This window comes from Methanoculleus frigidifontis, assembly GCF_030464345.1.
Classification (GTDB): Archaea; Halobacteriota; Methanomicrobia; order Methanomicrobiales; family Methanoculleaceae; genus Methanoculleus_A; species Methanoculleus_A frigidifontis.
The window spans coordinates 35,190-49,136 of sequence record NZ_VCYH01000008.1 but is presented as its reverse complement, the minus strand read 5'-3'; the positions used below and the strand labels follow the sequence as shown (position 1 = coordinate 49,136).

Here is a 13,947-nt window from a genome sequence, read left to right as displayed (position 1 = left end):
ATAATACCCTACCATTTGCAACCGGAACCGGGAACCGCCCGCCCGTCTACGCCACTCTTTTATTCCGCGGCAGCGATGATCTTGACAACCAATGCCCGACCCCCCACACCAGGACTGCACCAATCCGCTCTGGCCGTGCGCAATGACGGGAGCGGTCGCCTGCCTTGCCGGGTTCGACGATCTCGCCGTCATCGTCCACGGCTCAAGCGGCTGCTACTTCTACCCGGCGTCTCTTCTCACGGCTCCCCTGCACGGGACGTTTCTTGTGGAGAACGAGATCATCTTCGGAACCGAAGAGCGGCTCAGAGAGGTGATCGATACTGTTGCAGGAACCCGGGAGCATGTCGCCGTCGTAACGACCTGCGTCCCCGCCATCCTGGGAGAAGACCTCGCCGGCGTCGCCCATGACCGCGACCTGCTGCTCGTCGATGCCCCGGGGTTCCTCGGGGACCTCGAAGCAGGCTACCATGCAGCGCTCGAAGCGATCCGCCCGGCGGTCGACCCGAACCGTCCCGGCGTCAACATCGACGGCATCTGTCTCCTCGATCCGTTCTGCCGCGGAAACATCCAGGAGGCGCAGCGGCTGCTCACAGCTGCGGGGGGCGCTGTCGGCACCACCTTCTGCTCAGGGCCCCTCGGTGCTGCGGGGAGGGCGGCGCCGTTCACCGTCGGCACGAACCCCGACCTTGCGAGCGGTGTCGGGGAGTGGTGCGGGTCGCTGCTCGGCCTCGATGCGGTGGCGGAGACCTTCGAGAGGCTCGCCGCCACCTGCGACGGTATCGATCCCTCGCCGGTCGCCCATGAGATTGCAGAGGCGGAGAAGAGGATCGAAAAAGCCTGCGACAAGTACCTGCGGCGTTTCGAACCGCCCCGGGTGGCCGTCTTCGGCGAATGCGCCTATGCGGCATACGCCGCGGAGACCCTCGAGCGCTACCTCGACGCCGAGATCGCCTGCATCTGCTCCCGGAACCGGCCGGCCTCTCCCCGGCGGCGGATCGAACAGACGACCGACTTTTCCCGGATCTCCGAGCTTATCACGGCCGGCGAGCCTGACCTCATCATCGGGTCTTCGTACGAGCAGACCGTGCGCCCAGAGGCCGCCTTCGTCCCCCTCACGCCGCCGGTCAGAGGAAGGGTGCTCCTGCATGCCCGGCCGCTCGCCGGCATCGAAGGAACGCTCCGCCTCCTCGACGACGTCCTGAACGCCTGCATGGACCTGCGGCAGAGCAGCGGCTCGCAGAGGCCGGAGTAGCACCCACCCTGCCCGCAAGGTATTATATAGCCGCACCGAGACTGGGAGTCATCCGTGGGTTTCCGAGTACCCGCGGATGACATGCAGGAGGATTCATACGATGCACCACAGCGGCGGATACGACGCACACTCCCAGCTTGTGGAGATGATGTGGAAGTGCCTCGATGAGGACCAGATCCGGCAGCTGATGATCCGGATGATCGACTCACGGATCCGGATGAAAGAGCACTGGATCGAGCAGATGCAGTATAAGGTAGAGACCTACCGGATGGCACGCGAGATGCTCGAGCAGGGCATGCAGAAGAAAGAAGAAAAATCCGGCGGAGAAAAGAGACTGTAAGGGGGGAGTTTATCCCTCCCACCCCTTCTGCCGCACAGCTCCTGCAGAATTTCTTTTAGACGGCGCACGCATGTACTCCATGGACCCTGCCATCCGCCTCTACCAGGATGCCGACTATGCCGCACTCTGCTCGCTCGAACAGAAAAACACCCCCGGCGAGTGCAAACCGGCGGTCTTCGTCCGGCAGGCAGGCGTCCTCTTCCCGACGACGTTCTTCGTCGCCGAGAAGGGGGGCGCGATCATCGGCTACACCATCGGCGCCTGCCTGCAGCACGACCCGTCACGCGCCTGGATCATCCGGCTCGCCGTCAACGAGGAAGAACGGCGGCAGGGTCTTGGAAGAGACCTCGTCGCAACGGTGATCGACGCACTCCGCCGGATGGGCATCCGTGAGGTTCTGCTCTCGGTCTCACCCGAGAACCTTGCCGCACGGAGCCTGTACGAAACGTTCGGATTTGCCAACGTCGGATTTCACGCCGGGTACTTCGGGACCGGGGCGGATAGAATCATCATGAGCAGAATAATCGGATAAAACCCGGAGATTCTCTTCCGCCCTCCATCCCATGGATATTTATGCTCATCAGGAGATTGATCGGGTAGCAGGCATATGCGGACCGAAGGCTACATACTGATTCTCTTTGTCTCGCTCAGCGCGATCACGCTCGTCTCGGCATACGCCGTCGCGAGCCTCTCCCAGGGCTGCATCACCGTGCTGCCGGTCGATCGGGAGGTCGCAGAGCTCGGAGGCGATCCCGTCTACCACCTTGCGGGCGACGACTTTGCCCGGCATCCGGCCCTCCGGGAGATGATCCTGGATGGAAAACGGGTCATCCGACCGACCGACACGGTTCTCGACGGGCTTCCGCGCTTTACGAATACGACCGAGTACAGCACGCTTTCGATCACCCCGGCAGAGGAAGAGGCGCTGATCTCCGGCTACGCCTGGTACCTCGACGAGCACCTGGGCGTCCACAATATCATCCTCGAGTACGGCGGCGACTACTACCGCCTCGCCGTCTCGAAGCGGTGAAACCTTCAACACGAAAGAGAACACAACAGAAAGATGATACAACCATGACCGCCGAACCGTTCCGCATCGGTGAGCCGTTCAGGCCCGAACCGGCATACCGGACGTATATGTACATCTCGCTCTTTCTGATCGTCGCAATCGTCATCCTCCCCTTCGTCGTCCTGCCGGCGGCGCTCTCGGAGTCGCTGGATGCCATCCTCATCGTCGCCGTCCCGCTCGCCGCAGTCCTCGTCTTCGTCGCAGCCTGGATTCCCCTCTACTACAGAAGCGTCCTGTACGAGCTCACCCCGACCGAGATCTCGTGGCGGCGGGGCGTCTGGTTCCGACAGACCGGGATCGTCCCCTACAACCGGATCACGAACGTCGACATCTCGCAGGGGCCCCTGATGCGCTACCTCGGGTTCTCCTCCCTCCGCGTCCAGACCGCAGGCTACTCCGCGCAGGCGCGGGCCGAGATCAACTTGAGCGGCATCGAGGATGCCGAAGCCCTCCGGGAGAAGATCATGGGCTTCGTCCGGGGCGCGCCGCCCGTCGCGACCGAGGGGCAGCCGGAGCAGCGTGTGCCGGAGGCTGCCGCAGAAGGCGACGTCGTCGGGGAACTGCGTGCGATCCGGCAGCTGCTCGAAAAGATAGCTGAAAAATAAGTATTTTTTTACATCGCCCGGATCAGGGCGGCGATATGGTCGCCGACGCCGCTCGTCGTCGCCGTCCCGCCCATGTCCCGGGTGACGAACCGCCCGGTGATGCTCTGCTCGATCCCGGCAAGGACGGCCGCTGCAGCCTCGTGCTCGCCAAGGTGGTCGAGCATCAGCGAGCCCGCCCAGATGGTCGCCATCGGGTTTGCAACGTTCTGCCCCTTGTACTTCGGCGCCGAGCCATGGATCGGCTCGAACATCGAGGTGCCCTGCGGGTTGATGTTCCCGCCGGGGGCAAGGCCGAGGCCGCCCTGGATCATCGCCCCGAGGTCGGTGATGATGTCGCCGAACATGTTGGGCGTGACCACGACGTCATACCATTCCGGGTTCTTCACGAACCACATCGTGACCGCGTCCACGAAGGAAAACTCCGTGGCGACGTCCGGGTAGTCCTTCGCGACATCGGTGAAGACGTCGCGCCAGAGGCCGTAGACGTCGGAGAGGACGTTCGCCTTGTCCACCGAGGCGAGTTTCTTCTCCCGCCGGGCGGCAAGGTCGAAGGCGTAGCGGATCACCCGCCCGGCTCCTTCGCGGGTGATGACACCGATCTGGTAGGCAAGCTCCTCCGCATCGGTCTCAACGTCCATCCCGAACTTCACCTGGTAGATGTCGCGGACGACCTCGAGCGTCTTCTCTTCTCTCCCGCCGGCGAACCGCGACCCGATCCCGACATAGAAGTCCTCGGTGTTCTCACGGACGACGACGAAGTCGATGTCCTCCGGACCCTTGTTCGCCAGCGGCGTCGGTACGCCCTCCAGCAGCTTGATCGGCCGGAGGTTGACGAACTGGTCGAAGTGGAACCGGAGGGCGAGCAGGATCCCCTTCTCGAGGATCCCGGGCTGCACCCGGTCGTCGCCGATAGCGCCGAAGTAGATCGCCTTGAAGCGCGAGAGGTCGGCCAGGTCGTCTTCGGTCACGAGGTCACCGGTGGCAAGGTAGCAGTCCGCCCCGATGTCGAAGTCTTCCCACGCAATATCGAACCCGAACTTCTCGCCGGCCGCGTCCAAGACGACCTTGCCGGCTTCGAGGATCTCGGGGCCGATGCCGTCCCCGCCTATGCTTGCGATCCGGTACACGTCTCCACCTCGTCCATCTCTTTCGCGTATGCAACGAGCCCGCCCGCATCGACGATCATGCGGAGAAACTCCGGCACCGGCTCGATGGCGAGCCGTTTGCCGTCCGCCTCGATGTAGCCTTCGGCAGTGTTCACCGTAATTGCGCTTCCCTCCTCGATCGCGTCCGCCTCCGGGCAGACCAGGGGCAGGAGCCCGGTGTTCACCGCGTTCCGGTAGAAGATCCGGGCAAAGGATCTGGCGATCACGACCCGGATCCCGGCGCCCCGGAGCGCCAGGGGAGCGTGCTCGCGGGACGACCCGCACCCGAAGTTGTTCCCGGCGACGACGATGTCGCCCTCCGCCGCCGCAGCGCTGAACTCGTCGCGGGTGCCCTCGAAGGCGTGCCGGGCGAGCTCTTTCTCATCGTAGATCGTCAGGAACCGTCCCGGGATGATCGCATCCGTATCGATGTCGTTGCCGAACTTCCAGACCCGCAGATATACCCGCATGTATTACACCTCCCTCGGATCGGTGATCTCGCCGTAGACGGCGCTCGCCGCCGCCGTCGCCGGGGAGCAGAGGTAGACCGACGCGGCGGTGCTCCCCTGCCTGCCCTTGAAGTTCCGGTTCGACGTCGAGAGCGAGACCTCGCCCGGCGCGAGCAGCCCGAAGGCTCCCCCCATGCAGGGGCCGCAGCAGGGCGCCTCGAAGAGGGCTCCGGCCTCGACGAACCGCTCGATGAGCCCGGCCCTGAGCGCCTTCAGGTATTCGTCCCGGGACGCCGGGACGACGATGACCCTGACGCCCTCCGCGAACTGCTCTTTTCCGAGCACCTCGGCAGCCTCGGCGAGGTCCTCGAACCGGCCGTTCGTGCACGACCCGATGAAGACCTGGTCGACCTTCGTCCCGGCAACCTCGTCGACGTCGACGACGTTGTCGACGTTGTGCGGGACCGCGATCTGCGGTGCGAGGTCGGCGACGTCGTACTGCCGGTACTCGGCGTACTCCGCATTGGGATCGCTCGCAAGGTCAAAGGGCTCGATCTCCCGCCGGGCCGTGATATACTCCCAGGCCGCTTCGTCGGGCGGCACGATCCCGGCTTTTGCTCCCATCTCGATCGCCATATTGGCGCAGGTCATCCTCCCCGGCATATCCATCGACCGGAAAGTCTCGCCGACGAACTCGAGCGCCTTGTAGGTGGCGCCGTCGGCGCCGATGTCCCCGGCGATCGAGAGGATGAGATCCTTCGCACCGACACGGCGGGGCAGCGTCCCGTTCGCCTCGACCTGGATACTCTCGGGGACGCGGAAGTAGAGCGCCCCGAACTTTAAGACAAAGCCCATATCGGTCGACCCGATCCCGGTGGCGAATGCGCCGCCCGCACCGTAGGTGCAGGTGTGGGAGTCGGTGCCGACGACGATCTCCCCCGGCGCCGCACGCCCCTTCTCCATGACCACCTGGTGGCAGACACCCTCCCGGAGGTCGTAGTTGTGGATTCCCTGTTCACGCGCGAACTCGCGCATAAAGACGTGGTTCTCGGCGGCAGGGATGGAGTCCGCCGGAATCTGGTGATCGAAGAGCATAATGATCTTCCGTGGATCGAAGATTCGCTCTCCGCCCATCTCGCGGAAGACCCTGATTGCAAGCGGGCCCGTGATATCGTGGATCATCGCCGCATCGACCGGCGCCATGACCACATCCCCCGCACGTATCTCTCTGCCGCAGCGCGACGAGAAAATCTTCTCAGCTATCGTCGCTTCCATGTCGTATCGTGTAGAGGTGTGCGCTTCAGACGTATCTAGTTTGGCTGCACCGGGCGATTTTCGCCGATCTGGTGCAGGTCGGTTCCGGAGTGGTGAACCTTATGTGCCGTCGGGGGGACTTTCTATGGAAGAGTGATGAAGGACGGACCAACCCCGGCGATGAAACAGTATTACACGGTCAAGGCAGCGCACCCGGACGCCATTCTCTTCTTCCAGATGGGCGACTTCTACGAGACCTTCGGCGACGACGCCGCCGTCGTAGCGCGGGAGCTCGACATCGTCCTGACTGCGCGCGGACGAGACCGGAACGGCGAGCGGATGCCGCTTGCCGGCGTTCCGCTCCACGCGGCAGACGGGTACATCGCCCGCCTGGTGAACAAGGGCTACAAGGTCGTGGTCTGCGACCAGGTGGAAGACCCGAAGAAGGCGAAGGGCGTGGTGAAGCGGGACGTCGTCCGGGTGATCACCCCGGGCACGCTCATCGACTCCGCCATGCTGTCATCGTCCGGCGCCAAGTACCTGATGGCGATCGCCCCCGGAAAAAAGGACGCGTGGGGGATGGCCTTCCTCGACGTCTCCACGGGCGAGTTCTTCGTCTCGACCGGCGACGGCGGGCGGGACTGCCACGAGATCGTCTCCGAGGTCGTCCGTTACCGCCCCTCCGAATGCATCGTCCCCGAGAGCTGCGGAGATGCAGTCATCGACCGGCTCAGGTCACAGGGCGTCCTCGTCTCCCGCTACCGGGACGAGGCCTTCGCACCCGGAGCAGCAGCCGCCCTCCTCTGCGAGCAGTTCGGGACGGCGTCGCTTGCCGGCTACGGGTGCGAAGGGCTCGACGAGGCGGTCGCCGCCGCCGGTGCCGCCCTCCACTACGCCCGGGAGACCCAGCGATCGGAGCTCTGCCATATCACCGGCCTTGCAACACGGCTCCCGAAGAAGGCGATGGTGCTCGACGCCATCACCCTCCGGAACCTGGAGATCACAAAGAGCATCCGGGGAGATACGGATACGGCGACCCTCCTCTCCGCGCTCGACGCCACCGAGACGCCGATGGGCGGCCGTCTGCTCCGCTCGCTGCTGATCGCCCCCCTGATCGCCCGGGAGGCGATCGAGCAAAGGCTCGACGCGGTGGAGTACTTCGTCGCAGGCCCCATGGTCCGGGCCGATATCCGCTCCCGCCTGCACCGGTGCGCCGACATCGAGCGGATCGCCGGCCGCATCGCCTACGGCAACGCCGGGCCGCGCGATCTTGCCACCCTGCGGGAGTCCATCGGGCAGCTCCCTGCCCTGAAGGCCTGCTTTGCCGGCGATCTTCCGGCGAAGATCACCGAAGCGCTCGCATCGATGAGCGACCTTGCCGAAACGGAAGACCTCATCGGTCGGGCGATCGTCGACGATCCCCCGGCGATGGCGAAGGCGGGCGGCATGATCCGCGAGGGCTTCAACCCGGACCTCGACACGCTGCGGGAACTCGCAACCTCGGGGAAGGACTGGATCGCAGAGTTCCAGCAGAGCGAACGGGAGCGGACCGGGATTCGGTCGCTCAAGGTCGGCTACAACCGGATCTTCGGCTACTACATCGAGGTGACGAAGGCGAACCTGCACCTGGTGCCGCCCGAGTACGAGCGCCGCCAGACGACGGCGAACGGCGAACGCTACACCATCCCGGAGCTCCGGGAGAAGGAGGCGCTGATCGCGACCGCCGAAGAGCGGCTCTCTGCGGTGGAGGCGGAGACCTACGCAAACCTCGTGGCAACCCTCGCCGCGGCGGTGCCGGAGCTGCAGGCGACCGCACGGGCGGTTGCGCACCTCGACGTCTACGCAGGCCTTGCAGAAGTCGCCGCCCGCTACGACTACACCCGGCCGGCGATCGAGGAGAGCGGCCGGATCGTCATCAGGGAGGGGCGCCACCCGGTCGTGGAGCGGAGCATGGACGTCGGTTTCGTCCCGAACGACACCGAGCTCGACGGGAGCGGCAACCAGATCATGATCATCACGGGGGCGAACATGGCCGGCAAATCGACCTACATGCGGGCGGTCGCCCTCATCTGCATTATGGCGCAGATGGGCAGCTTCGTCCCGGCACGGCACGCCGGCATCGGGCTTGTCGACCGGGTCTTCACCCGGGTGGGGGCATTCGACGACCTTGCGAGCGGGCAGAGCACCTTTATGGTGGAGATGCTCGAACTCGCGAACATCTTAAACAACGTCACGGACCAGAGCCTGGTCGTCCTCGACGAGATCGGCCGGGGGACGAGCACGCTGGACGGCTGTTCGATAGCGCAGGCGGTGGTCGAGTTCCTCCACGGCAAAGCGGTGACCGGGCCGCGGACGCTTTTTGCAACCCACTTCCACGAGCTGATCACGCTTGAAGGCAGTCTCAAACGGGTGCACAACTTCCATTTCGCGGTCAGGGATACGGGACGGGAGGTCACGTTCCTGCGCAAACTCATCCCCGGCGCGACCGACAAGAGCTACGGCGTCCACGTCGCGGAGCTCGCCGGCATCCCGAAGAAGGTGACCGACCGGGCGCGGACGGTCCTCAAAGAAGCGATGCTGCAGGAGCCACGGACAGGGGCCGGGGGGCAGCCCCGGTATACCCAGATGCTTCTCGTCGATCCCGGCGAGGGCACGGCCGTGACGAACCCGGCCGTCGAGGAGCTCCAGCGGCTGAACCTCGACGAGATGACGCCGCTTGCGGCGCTGAACACCCTCCACCGGCTCCGTGACCTGGCGAACGGAGGAGACGGACGGCGATGAGCAGGAGCAGCGTGCCCCGGATCCACAAACTCGACCCCGCGACGGTGAACCAGATCGCCGCCGGCGAGGTGGTCGAACGACCGGCGGCGGTCGTCAAGGAGCTCGTCGAGAACGCCATCGATGCGGGAGCAGGCACCGTCCTCGTCGACGTAACCGCCGATATGAAAGGGATCGGCCGCATCCGGATCACCGACGACGGCTGCGGAATGACGCCCGACGAGGCGCTCCTCGCCTTCGAACCCCACGCGACGAGCAAGATCAGCACGATCGACGACCTCCACGTCGTCCGGACGCTGGGCTTCCGCGGCGAGGCGCTCGCCAGCATCGCCGCCGTGGCGCAGGTGACGCTGATCACCCGGCCACGCGAGGCAGAGACGCTCGGCGGCACGCAGGTAGTGGTCAGGGGAGGTGAGGTGCTTGAGCAGCGGGAGATTGGCGCTCCCGTCGGGACGACGGTGATCGTGGAGGATCTCTTCTTCAACACCCCGGCACGCCGGAAGTTTCTGAAGAGCAGAAACACCGAACTTGCCCACCTCTACGGGGTGGTGGAGGGAATAGCCCTCGCCCACAGCGAGATCGCCTTCCGCCTGACGCAGAACGGCCGCGAGCGGATCGCAACCCAGCGGTCGGCGGACCTCCGCGACGCCATTGTCGGGCTGCACGGGGTCGAGACCGCCCGGTCGCTGATCCCGGTGGAGGGGCGGACGCCCTTCCTGCGGATCGGCGGCTACGTCTCCCTGCCGGCGGAGAGCCGGGTGAATCCCTCGCAGATCACTATCAGCATCAACGGCAGGAGCGTCACCTCCCGGCCGATCGCCGGCGCCGTCCGGGAAGGCTACGGCACCCTGCTCCCGAAGGACCGCTACCCGGTGGTCTTTCTCACCCTCGATATCGATACCGCCCTCGTCGACGTGAACGTCCACCCGACCAAGCGGGAGGTCCGGCTGACCCGGGAGCCCGAGATCCTCGGCGCGATCACGGCGGCCGTGGCAGACGCCCTCGCTGCCCGCGATCTCACCCGCGACGGGGAGAGTCGGGAGACCGTCCAGACCGCACTAGCACCGCCGGTCTCGCCGCCGCCGGAGATCGACCGTGTCGCCTCGCCTGCGCCGGCGTACGCCGCCCGGCACCACGAGCTCGCCGCCTCGGACCGGCAGCTCCGGCGGACCGACACCGGTGCGCCCGGACCGGGGGCGGCGGCGGAGCAGAACCTCCTCCCCGCGATGGAGCCGATCGGCCAGGTGGCCGCGACCTACATCGTCGCAGAGGGTGCCGACGGCGCCCTCTACCTGATCGACCAGCATGCCGCCCACGAGCGGATCCTCTACGAGCAGATCGTCGACCGCCGCGATGCCGCCGTCCGCTCCCAGGAACTGATCCTGCCGGCCATCCTCTCCCTGCGGCCGAAGGAGGCAGCGCTCCTCCGCGAGGCGGTCCCCATCCTCGCCGCCGAGGGGTTTGTCATCGACGAGTTCGGGCGGGACACCTTCGCCGTCCGTGCGGTCCCGGTGGTGCTCGGGAAGCTCGAAGACCAGCAGGTCGTCCGCGACACGATCGGCGAGGTGCTGGCGGACGAACAGAAGGCCGCCGCCGGAGCGAAGGAGCGGATCACGACGATCGTCGCCTGCCGCGGAGCGGTGAAGGCAGGAGCGCACCTCACGGGGGAGCAGCAGCAGCGGATCATCGACCAGCTCGCACGGACCCGGACGCCGTGGACGTGCCCGCACGGCCGGCCGACGGTGGTGGCATTCGAAAAGCGGAAGCTCGACGCGATGTTCCGCCGGACGTGAGCGGGGCAAAAGAGCTTTCCCGCAGCCCCGGTTCCCATGAGCAACTGAAAAAAACGGCTGCAGCGGCAAAAGAAGATTTGAACAGGGTTTTGTATCAGAACCATGAATATGTCATTACTGTATGAAGGAAACGCCCTCCCGGAGGAGAGAGGAGATGACCGGAAGACCATGACACTCCTCCAGCAGATCCGCTTCTGGATGAAGATGAAAGAAGGGGGCGAACAGTACCACGACGAGCAGGACGACGAGGCTCTCAAGGACTACTTCGATATCTCGCCCGAGGTGATGGTGCCTTCGGACGAGGAGGAGATTGACGATCTCCCTGCCGGATCCGAAGAACTCGAATAGGGCTTCGATCTTTTCTACGGCCGGGAGATCGGCGGTCTGCATCACCGCGGAGCGTTGCCTTCCTCCATGCCCTTCGCCTGCATCGCTGTCGCCCGGGCGATGAGATACTCCAGTTCCACGAGCTCGCCGGCGGTCCCGCAGGCACCCCGGCGGCATGCCTCCTCCTGCAGCCTGCAGCGTTCCTGCTCGATGCGCTCGAGATCGTCCGGCGTATACGTGTGATACCGGGCAAGAATATCTCCATGTTCACGGACGAACGCGGCGATCTCCGCAAGGAGCTCCATCCGGTCGGTCTCCCGGGCAATGCGTTCCATGATACGGTTTCCTTCGCTGTGCGGAGGGTTATCCCTTCCGGAAGCGAGGGTGAAACAACGAAATATCCCTTACCGGCCGTGCGGCGGGAACCGCCCCGCCAGAGAGCGCTCACGCAGGGCTGCGAGGAGCGCCCGGACCGCTGCCTCCGTATCGGGGTGCAGGACGATCTGCGCCCGGTTCGTCTCCCACCAGGTCCAGAGATCGACCTGGCTTCTCTGGGCGAGGCCGGCACCCATCCAGTCGGCCACCATCTCCTTCACCACATCGGGCGGCATCGGAAGCGCCCGGGCTCTGCCGCCCGGCCCCGCACGCACCCAGTGCTGCCAGTGATGCGGGTTGCGGCGCTGGTGCAGGAGAACTGCACGGCGGAACGCCGCATCCTCCTCTCCGGAGACGTCCGCAGTCTCCTGCCGCCGGATAAAGGTGCCATCAGGCGAGAAGTGGTATCGGGCATACGGGATGAACTCGGACGGCCGGAACTTGGAGAGGTCGTGCAGGAGGCCCCTGACCGGGATCCCGAGGTCCCGGGCGATCATGGCGACATACCGCTTGTGCCGCACCAGATACCGGAATAGTGCCAGGTAGCGATTGTTGATACGATGCTTCTTTCTGCCGGCTCTCACGGTCACGCACCTCCCGCATATACCCGTCGGCGGGGAGGCGGGTTATCTTCTTCCATCCCGGCATACTCCCCCAAAGCGCCGCGGGGTGCCCCGGGTCGCCCTCCCGCCGCCCAAAAAGAAGGCCGGGTTATCGTTCGTTTCCGGTTTTACCGGCGTTTTCGGATCGCGGATTTCGGCGCCGCAGGAAACCGGAGGATCTTAGCCGGAACGGCGAAATACTGCAGGATCGCAAGGCCATAGCGGCGATATGAGCCCAGGTAATTTTCGGAGGATGTCAGGTATGGCCAACACCGGGATCGTCCGTCTGAGGGCTTCTGTGCGGATCGAAATTCCGGCGGACCAGGCGCGGATTGCAGATATTTAAACGTTGCTTAACTTTTCGTGCAGGAAGCCCGACCGGAAGGCCGCACCCACCCATCCGGCACCTCCCGTGCGGATCCGCTTTCTCCTATGCTGTGCAGAATGTTCCCGGCCGGCACGGGTATCCGAACAACGGATGCAGAACGTCATTCGTTGCTTTTCCGAGATACCGGAGGCCGGATAAGCATCAAAAAAGGTATTTCATCTGGGAGATAGCAAGCTGCTGGTGCGTCTGCCTGCCTATGTATCGCTACACCGGTATCGCTCGGGAGCGTGCACCGGAAGGACGCTTCCCGGCGGCATTTTCCGGTCGGTCCGTCCGGCGCCCTGCATGTAGCGCATGCATCGTGAGTGAGAGTGCATCCGGTCCATCCGAGGTATTACCTGCAACACAAAGTCCACCATCGTCCTGGTACTTTTTCCCTCCTGTATCCATGACAGAGAACGTTTCCGACGCCGTCGACGCCGTGGTCGCCCGGCTGTACCGACCGGAGCCGCTGCTGGAGAGATGAACCGCCTTCAGTTCCCCTGCACTGCTTCCCCGGTCGGTGAGGCATCTGCCGTTGCCCTGATCATCAAATCCGCTGCCGCCGTTCGCCATTCCGGCAGCGAGATTCCGATAGTCAGGCAGTTCAACCACCGCTGCGTGAGCGGCGTCGGCGGGAACAGAATCGGCATTGCGGTGCCCGCAGTTCCCGTTCCGGCAGATCCTTTTCCTCACAATTTCTCCCTTCTCTGCTGGATGAGATCTCAGCCGGTTCTGTTCGAGTTCACAAAAATCAATTTACTTTTTGATTTTGTAAACAATTATTTGTGTACTCACCACCCATAAATACTTTTTCCCAGACACTCCATACCGGTACGAAACCAAAGATCGGCATGAAGTTGACGTCTTTTAAGGAGAGACGGCTCCCCGGGCAATTCCGGATCAATGGCACCCCTGAAGATCGGCAACGGCCTTCGGAAAACCGCCGGGGAGTACCCGGCGGAGCGCCGCATCGGTAGGACGCGATGCTCCCCGGAAACGTGCTGTCCGTCTCTCTCCGGCTACCGCTCCGGCATGCTTCGCGTCATCGGGCGCGGCGGCCCTTGTCCCGGCCGGTATCGCCGGGAACCGTCTCCTGCCGGATGCCCCGGCGGGCATTATAAACGGGCACCGCATGACCGCACCCGACCCCCCCGCAGCGCGGCCATACAATGCGATACGTTGTTATCCTCCGGGTCACCATACCGATCACCGAACGTTCCGGGTTGCTCCGCAACCGGAGCTGCACAGGAGAATGTACGTTGTCCACACCATTTGCCGACCCGGTACCCCCCTACCCGCACTGGCGGCGGAGGATATATCGCCTCCCGCGTCCGGTGACCGAGGAGGACGTCGCCGCTTTCGTCCGGAACCAGGACCTGTATCACAGGGAGACCGGGGCGGGAGAGGTCCAGATCATCCATAAATTCGGGATTGTCGAGATCAACTGCCTTATCGGCGAGCGGACGATAGAGGTCTGGTTCGATCCCGCAAAAAGCGCCGTCGCATCGGAGTACCTCGACGCCCTCCTGAGCACGCGATTTTAACGGTTGTCCCGCAGCCCCGGGTACGACACAAGAGGGGTGCCGGA

15 protein-coding genes are annotated in these 13,947 nt (G+C 64.5%); 10 read left to right on the top strand and 5 right to left on the bottom strand.

The window, feature by feature from the left end:
• Window positions 1-91 precede the first annotated feature (91 nt).
• The 5 genes from FGU65_RS11905 (at window position 92) to FGU65_RS11885 (ending at window position 3,266) form a co-directional block, all read left to right on the top strand.
• Window positions 92-1,252: a nitrogenase component 1 gene (locus FGU65_RS11905; protein WP_301664696.1), complete on the top strand. Its 1,161-nt coding sequence runs from the start codon at window positions 92-94 to the stop codon at window positions 1,250-1,252.
• A 100-nt stretch (window positions 1,253-1,352) separates the two neighbouring features.
• Complete coding sequence (locus tag FGU65_RS11900) at window positions 1,353-1,592, top strand: hypothetical protein (protein WP_301664695.1); 240 nt, start codon at window positions 1,353-1,355, stop codon at window positions 1,590-1,592.
• A gap of 79 nt (window positions 1,593-1,671) precedes the next feature.
• A complete protein-coding gene (locus FGU65_RS11895) occupies window positions 1,672-2,124 on the top strand; it encodes a GNAT family N-acetyltransferase (RefSeq protein WP_301664694.1) in 453 nt (150 codons plus the stop codon).
• A 75-nt stretch (window positions 2,125-2,199) separates the two neighbouring features.
• Complete coding sequence (locus FGU65_RS11890; protein ID WP_301664693.1) at window positions 2,200-2,622, top strand: hypothetical protein; 423 nt, start codon at window positions 2,200-2,202, stop codon at window positions 2,620-2,622.
• 44 nt (window positions 2,623-2,666) lie between these two features.
• The gene (locus tag FGU65_RS11885) at window positions 2,667-3,266 is read left to right on the top strand and encodes a PH domain-containing protein (RefSeq protein WP_301664692.1); all 600 of its coding nucleotides are present in this window, start codon (window positions 2,667-2,669) and stop codon (window positions 3,264-3,266) included.
• 8 nt (window positions 3,267-3,274) lie between these two features.
• On the opposite strand, the gene FGU65_RS11880 is transcribed toward FGU65_RS11885, so the two are convergent.
• Genes FGU65_RS11880 through FGU65_RS11870 form a run of 3 tightly spaced genes read right to left on the bottom strand, consistent with a single transcriptional unit; the run spans window position 3,275 to window position 6,135 of the window.
• Window positions 3,275-4,393, bottom strand: a complete 1,119-nt coding sequence (locus tag FGU65_RS11880; RefSeq protein ID WP_301664691.1) for an isocitrate/isopropylmalate dehydrogenase family protein — start codon at window positions 4,391-4,393, stop codon at window positions 3,275-3,277.
• Window positions 4,372-4,869 (bottom strand): 3-isopropylmalate dehydratase small subunit, encoded by a 498-nt coding sequence (locus FGU65_RS11875; RefSeq protein WP_301664823.1) that lies wholly within the window; start codon window positions 4,867-4,869, stop codon window positions 4,372-4,374. The genes FGU65_RS11880 and FGU65_RS11875 overlap by 22 nt, the downstream gene beginning before the upstream one ends.
• A gap of 15 nt (window positions 4,870-4,884) precedes the next feature.
• Entirely contained in the window at window positions 4,885-6,135 is a 1,251-nt protein-coding gene (locus FGU65_RS11870) for a 3-isopropylmalate dehydratase large subunit (protein ID WP_301664690.1), read from the bottom strand.
• Window positions 6,136-6,270: 135 nt separating this feature from the next.
• On the opposite strand from FGU65_RS11870, the gene mutS reads away from it, so the two are divergent.
• The 3 genes from mutS (at window position 6,271) to FGU65_RS11855 (ending at window position 11,033) form a co-directional block, all read left to right on the top strand.
• Window positions 6,271-8,895: a DNA mismatch repair protein MutS gene (gene mutS, locus FGU65_RS11865; protein ID WP_301664689.1), complete on the top strand. Its 2,625-nt coding sequence runs from the start codon at window positions 6,271-6,273 to the stop codon at window positions 8,893-8,895.
• Window positions 8,892-10,685: a DNA mismatch repair endonuclease MutL gene (gene mutL, locus FGU65_RS11860; RefSeq protein WP_301664688.1), complete on the top strand. Its 1,794-nt coding sequence runs from the start codon at window positions 8,892-8,894 to the stop codon at window positions 10,683-10,685. Before mutS ends, mutL begins: the two co-directional genes overlap by 4 nt.
• A gap of 108 nt (window positions 10,686-10,793) precedes the next feature.
• The gene (locus FGU65_RS11855) at window positions 10,794-11,033 is read left to right on the top strand and encodes a hypothetical protein (RefSeq protein WP_301664687.1); all 240 of its coding nucleotides are present in this window, start codon (window positions 10,794-10,796) and stop codon (window positions 11,031-11,033) included.
• Between the two features lie 41 nt (window positions 11,034-11,074).
• Here FGU65_RS11855 and FGU65_RS11850 read toward each other — a convergent pair whose 3' ends face one another.
• Both FGU65_RS11850 and FGU65_RS11845 read right to left on the bottom strand, forming a co-directional pair.
• Window positions 11,075-11,347, bottom strand: coding sequence for a hypothetical protein (locus FGU65_RS11850; RefSeq protein WP_301664686.1), 273 nt, complete (start codon window positions 11,345-11,347; stop codon window positions 11,075-11,077).
• 69 nt (window positions 11,348-11,416) lie between these two features.
• On the bottom strand, window positions 11,417-11,977 hold the full coding sequence (locus FGU65_RS11845) for a DUF5662 family protein (RefSeq protein ID WP_301664685.1): 561 nt from the start codon (window positions 11,975-11,977) through the stop codon (window positions 11,417-11,419).
• Window positions 11,978-12,839: 862 nt separating this feature from the next.
• Here FGU65_RS11845 and FGU65_RS11840 point away from each other — a divergent pair.
• Both FGU65_RS11840 and FGU65_RS11835 read left to right on the top strand, forming a co-directional pair.
• Window positions 12,840-13,163 (top strand): hypothetical protein, encoded by a 324-nt coding sequence (locus tag FGU65_RS11840; protein ID WP_301664684.1) that lies wholly within the window; start codon window positions 12,840-12,842, stop codon window positions 13,161-13,163.
• A gap of 455 nt (window positions 13,164-13,618) precedes the next feature.
• Window positions 13,619-13,903 carry a hypothetical protein gene (locus FGU65_RS11835; RefSeq protein WP_301664683.1) on the top strand — a complete coding sequence of 95 codons (285 nt, stop codon included), beginning with the start codon at window positions 13,619-13,621 and terminating at the stop codon, window positions 13,901-13,903.
• Window positions 13,904-13,947 lie beyond the last annotated feature (44 nt).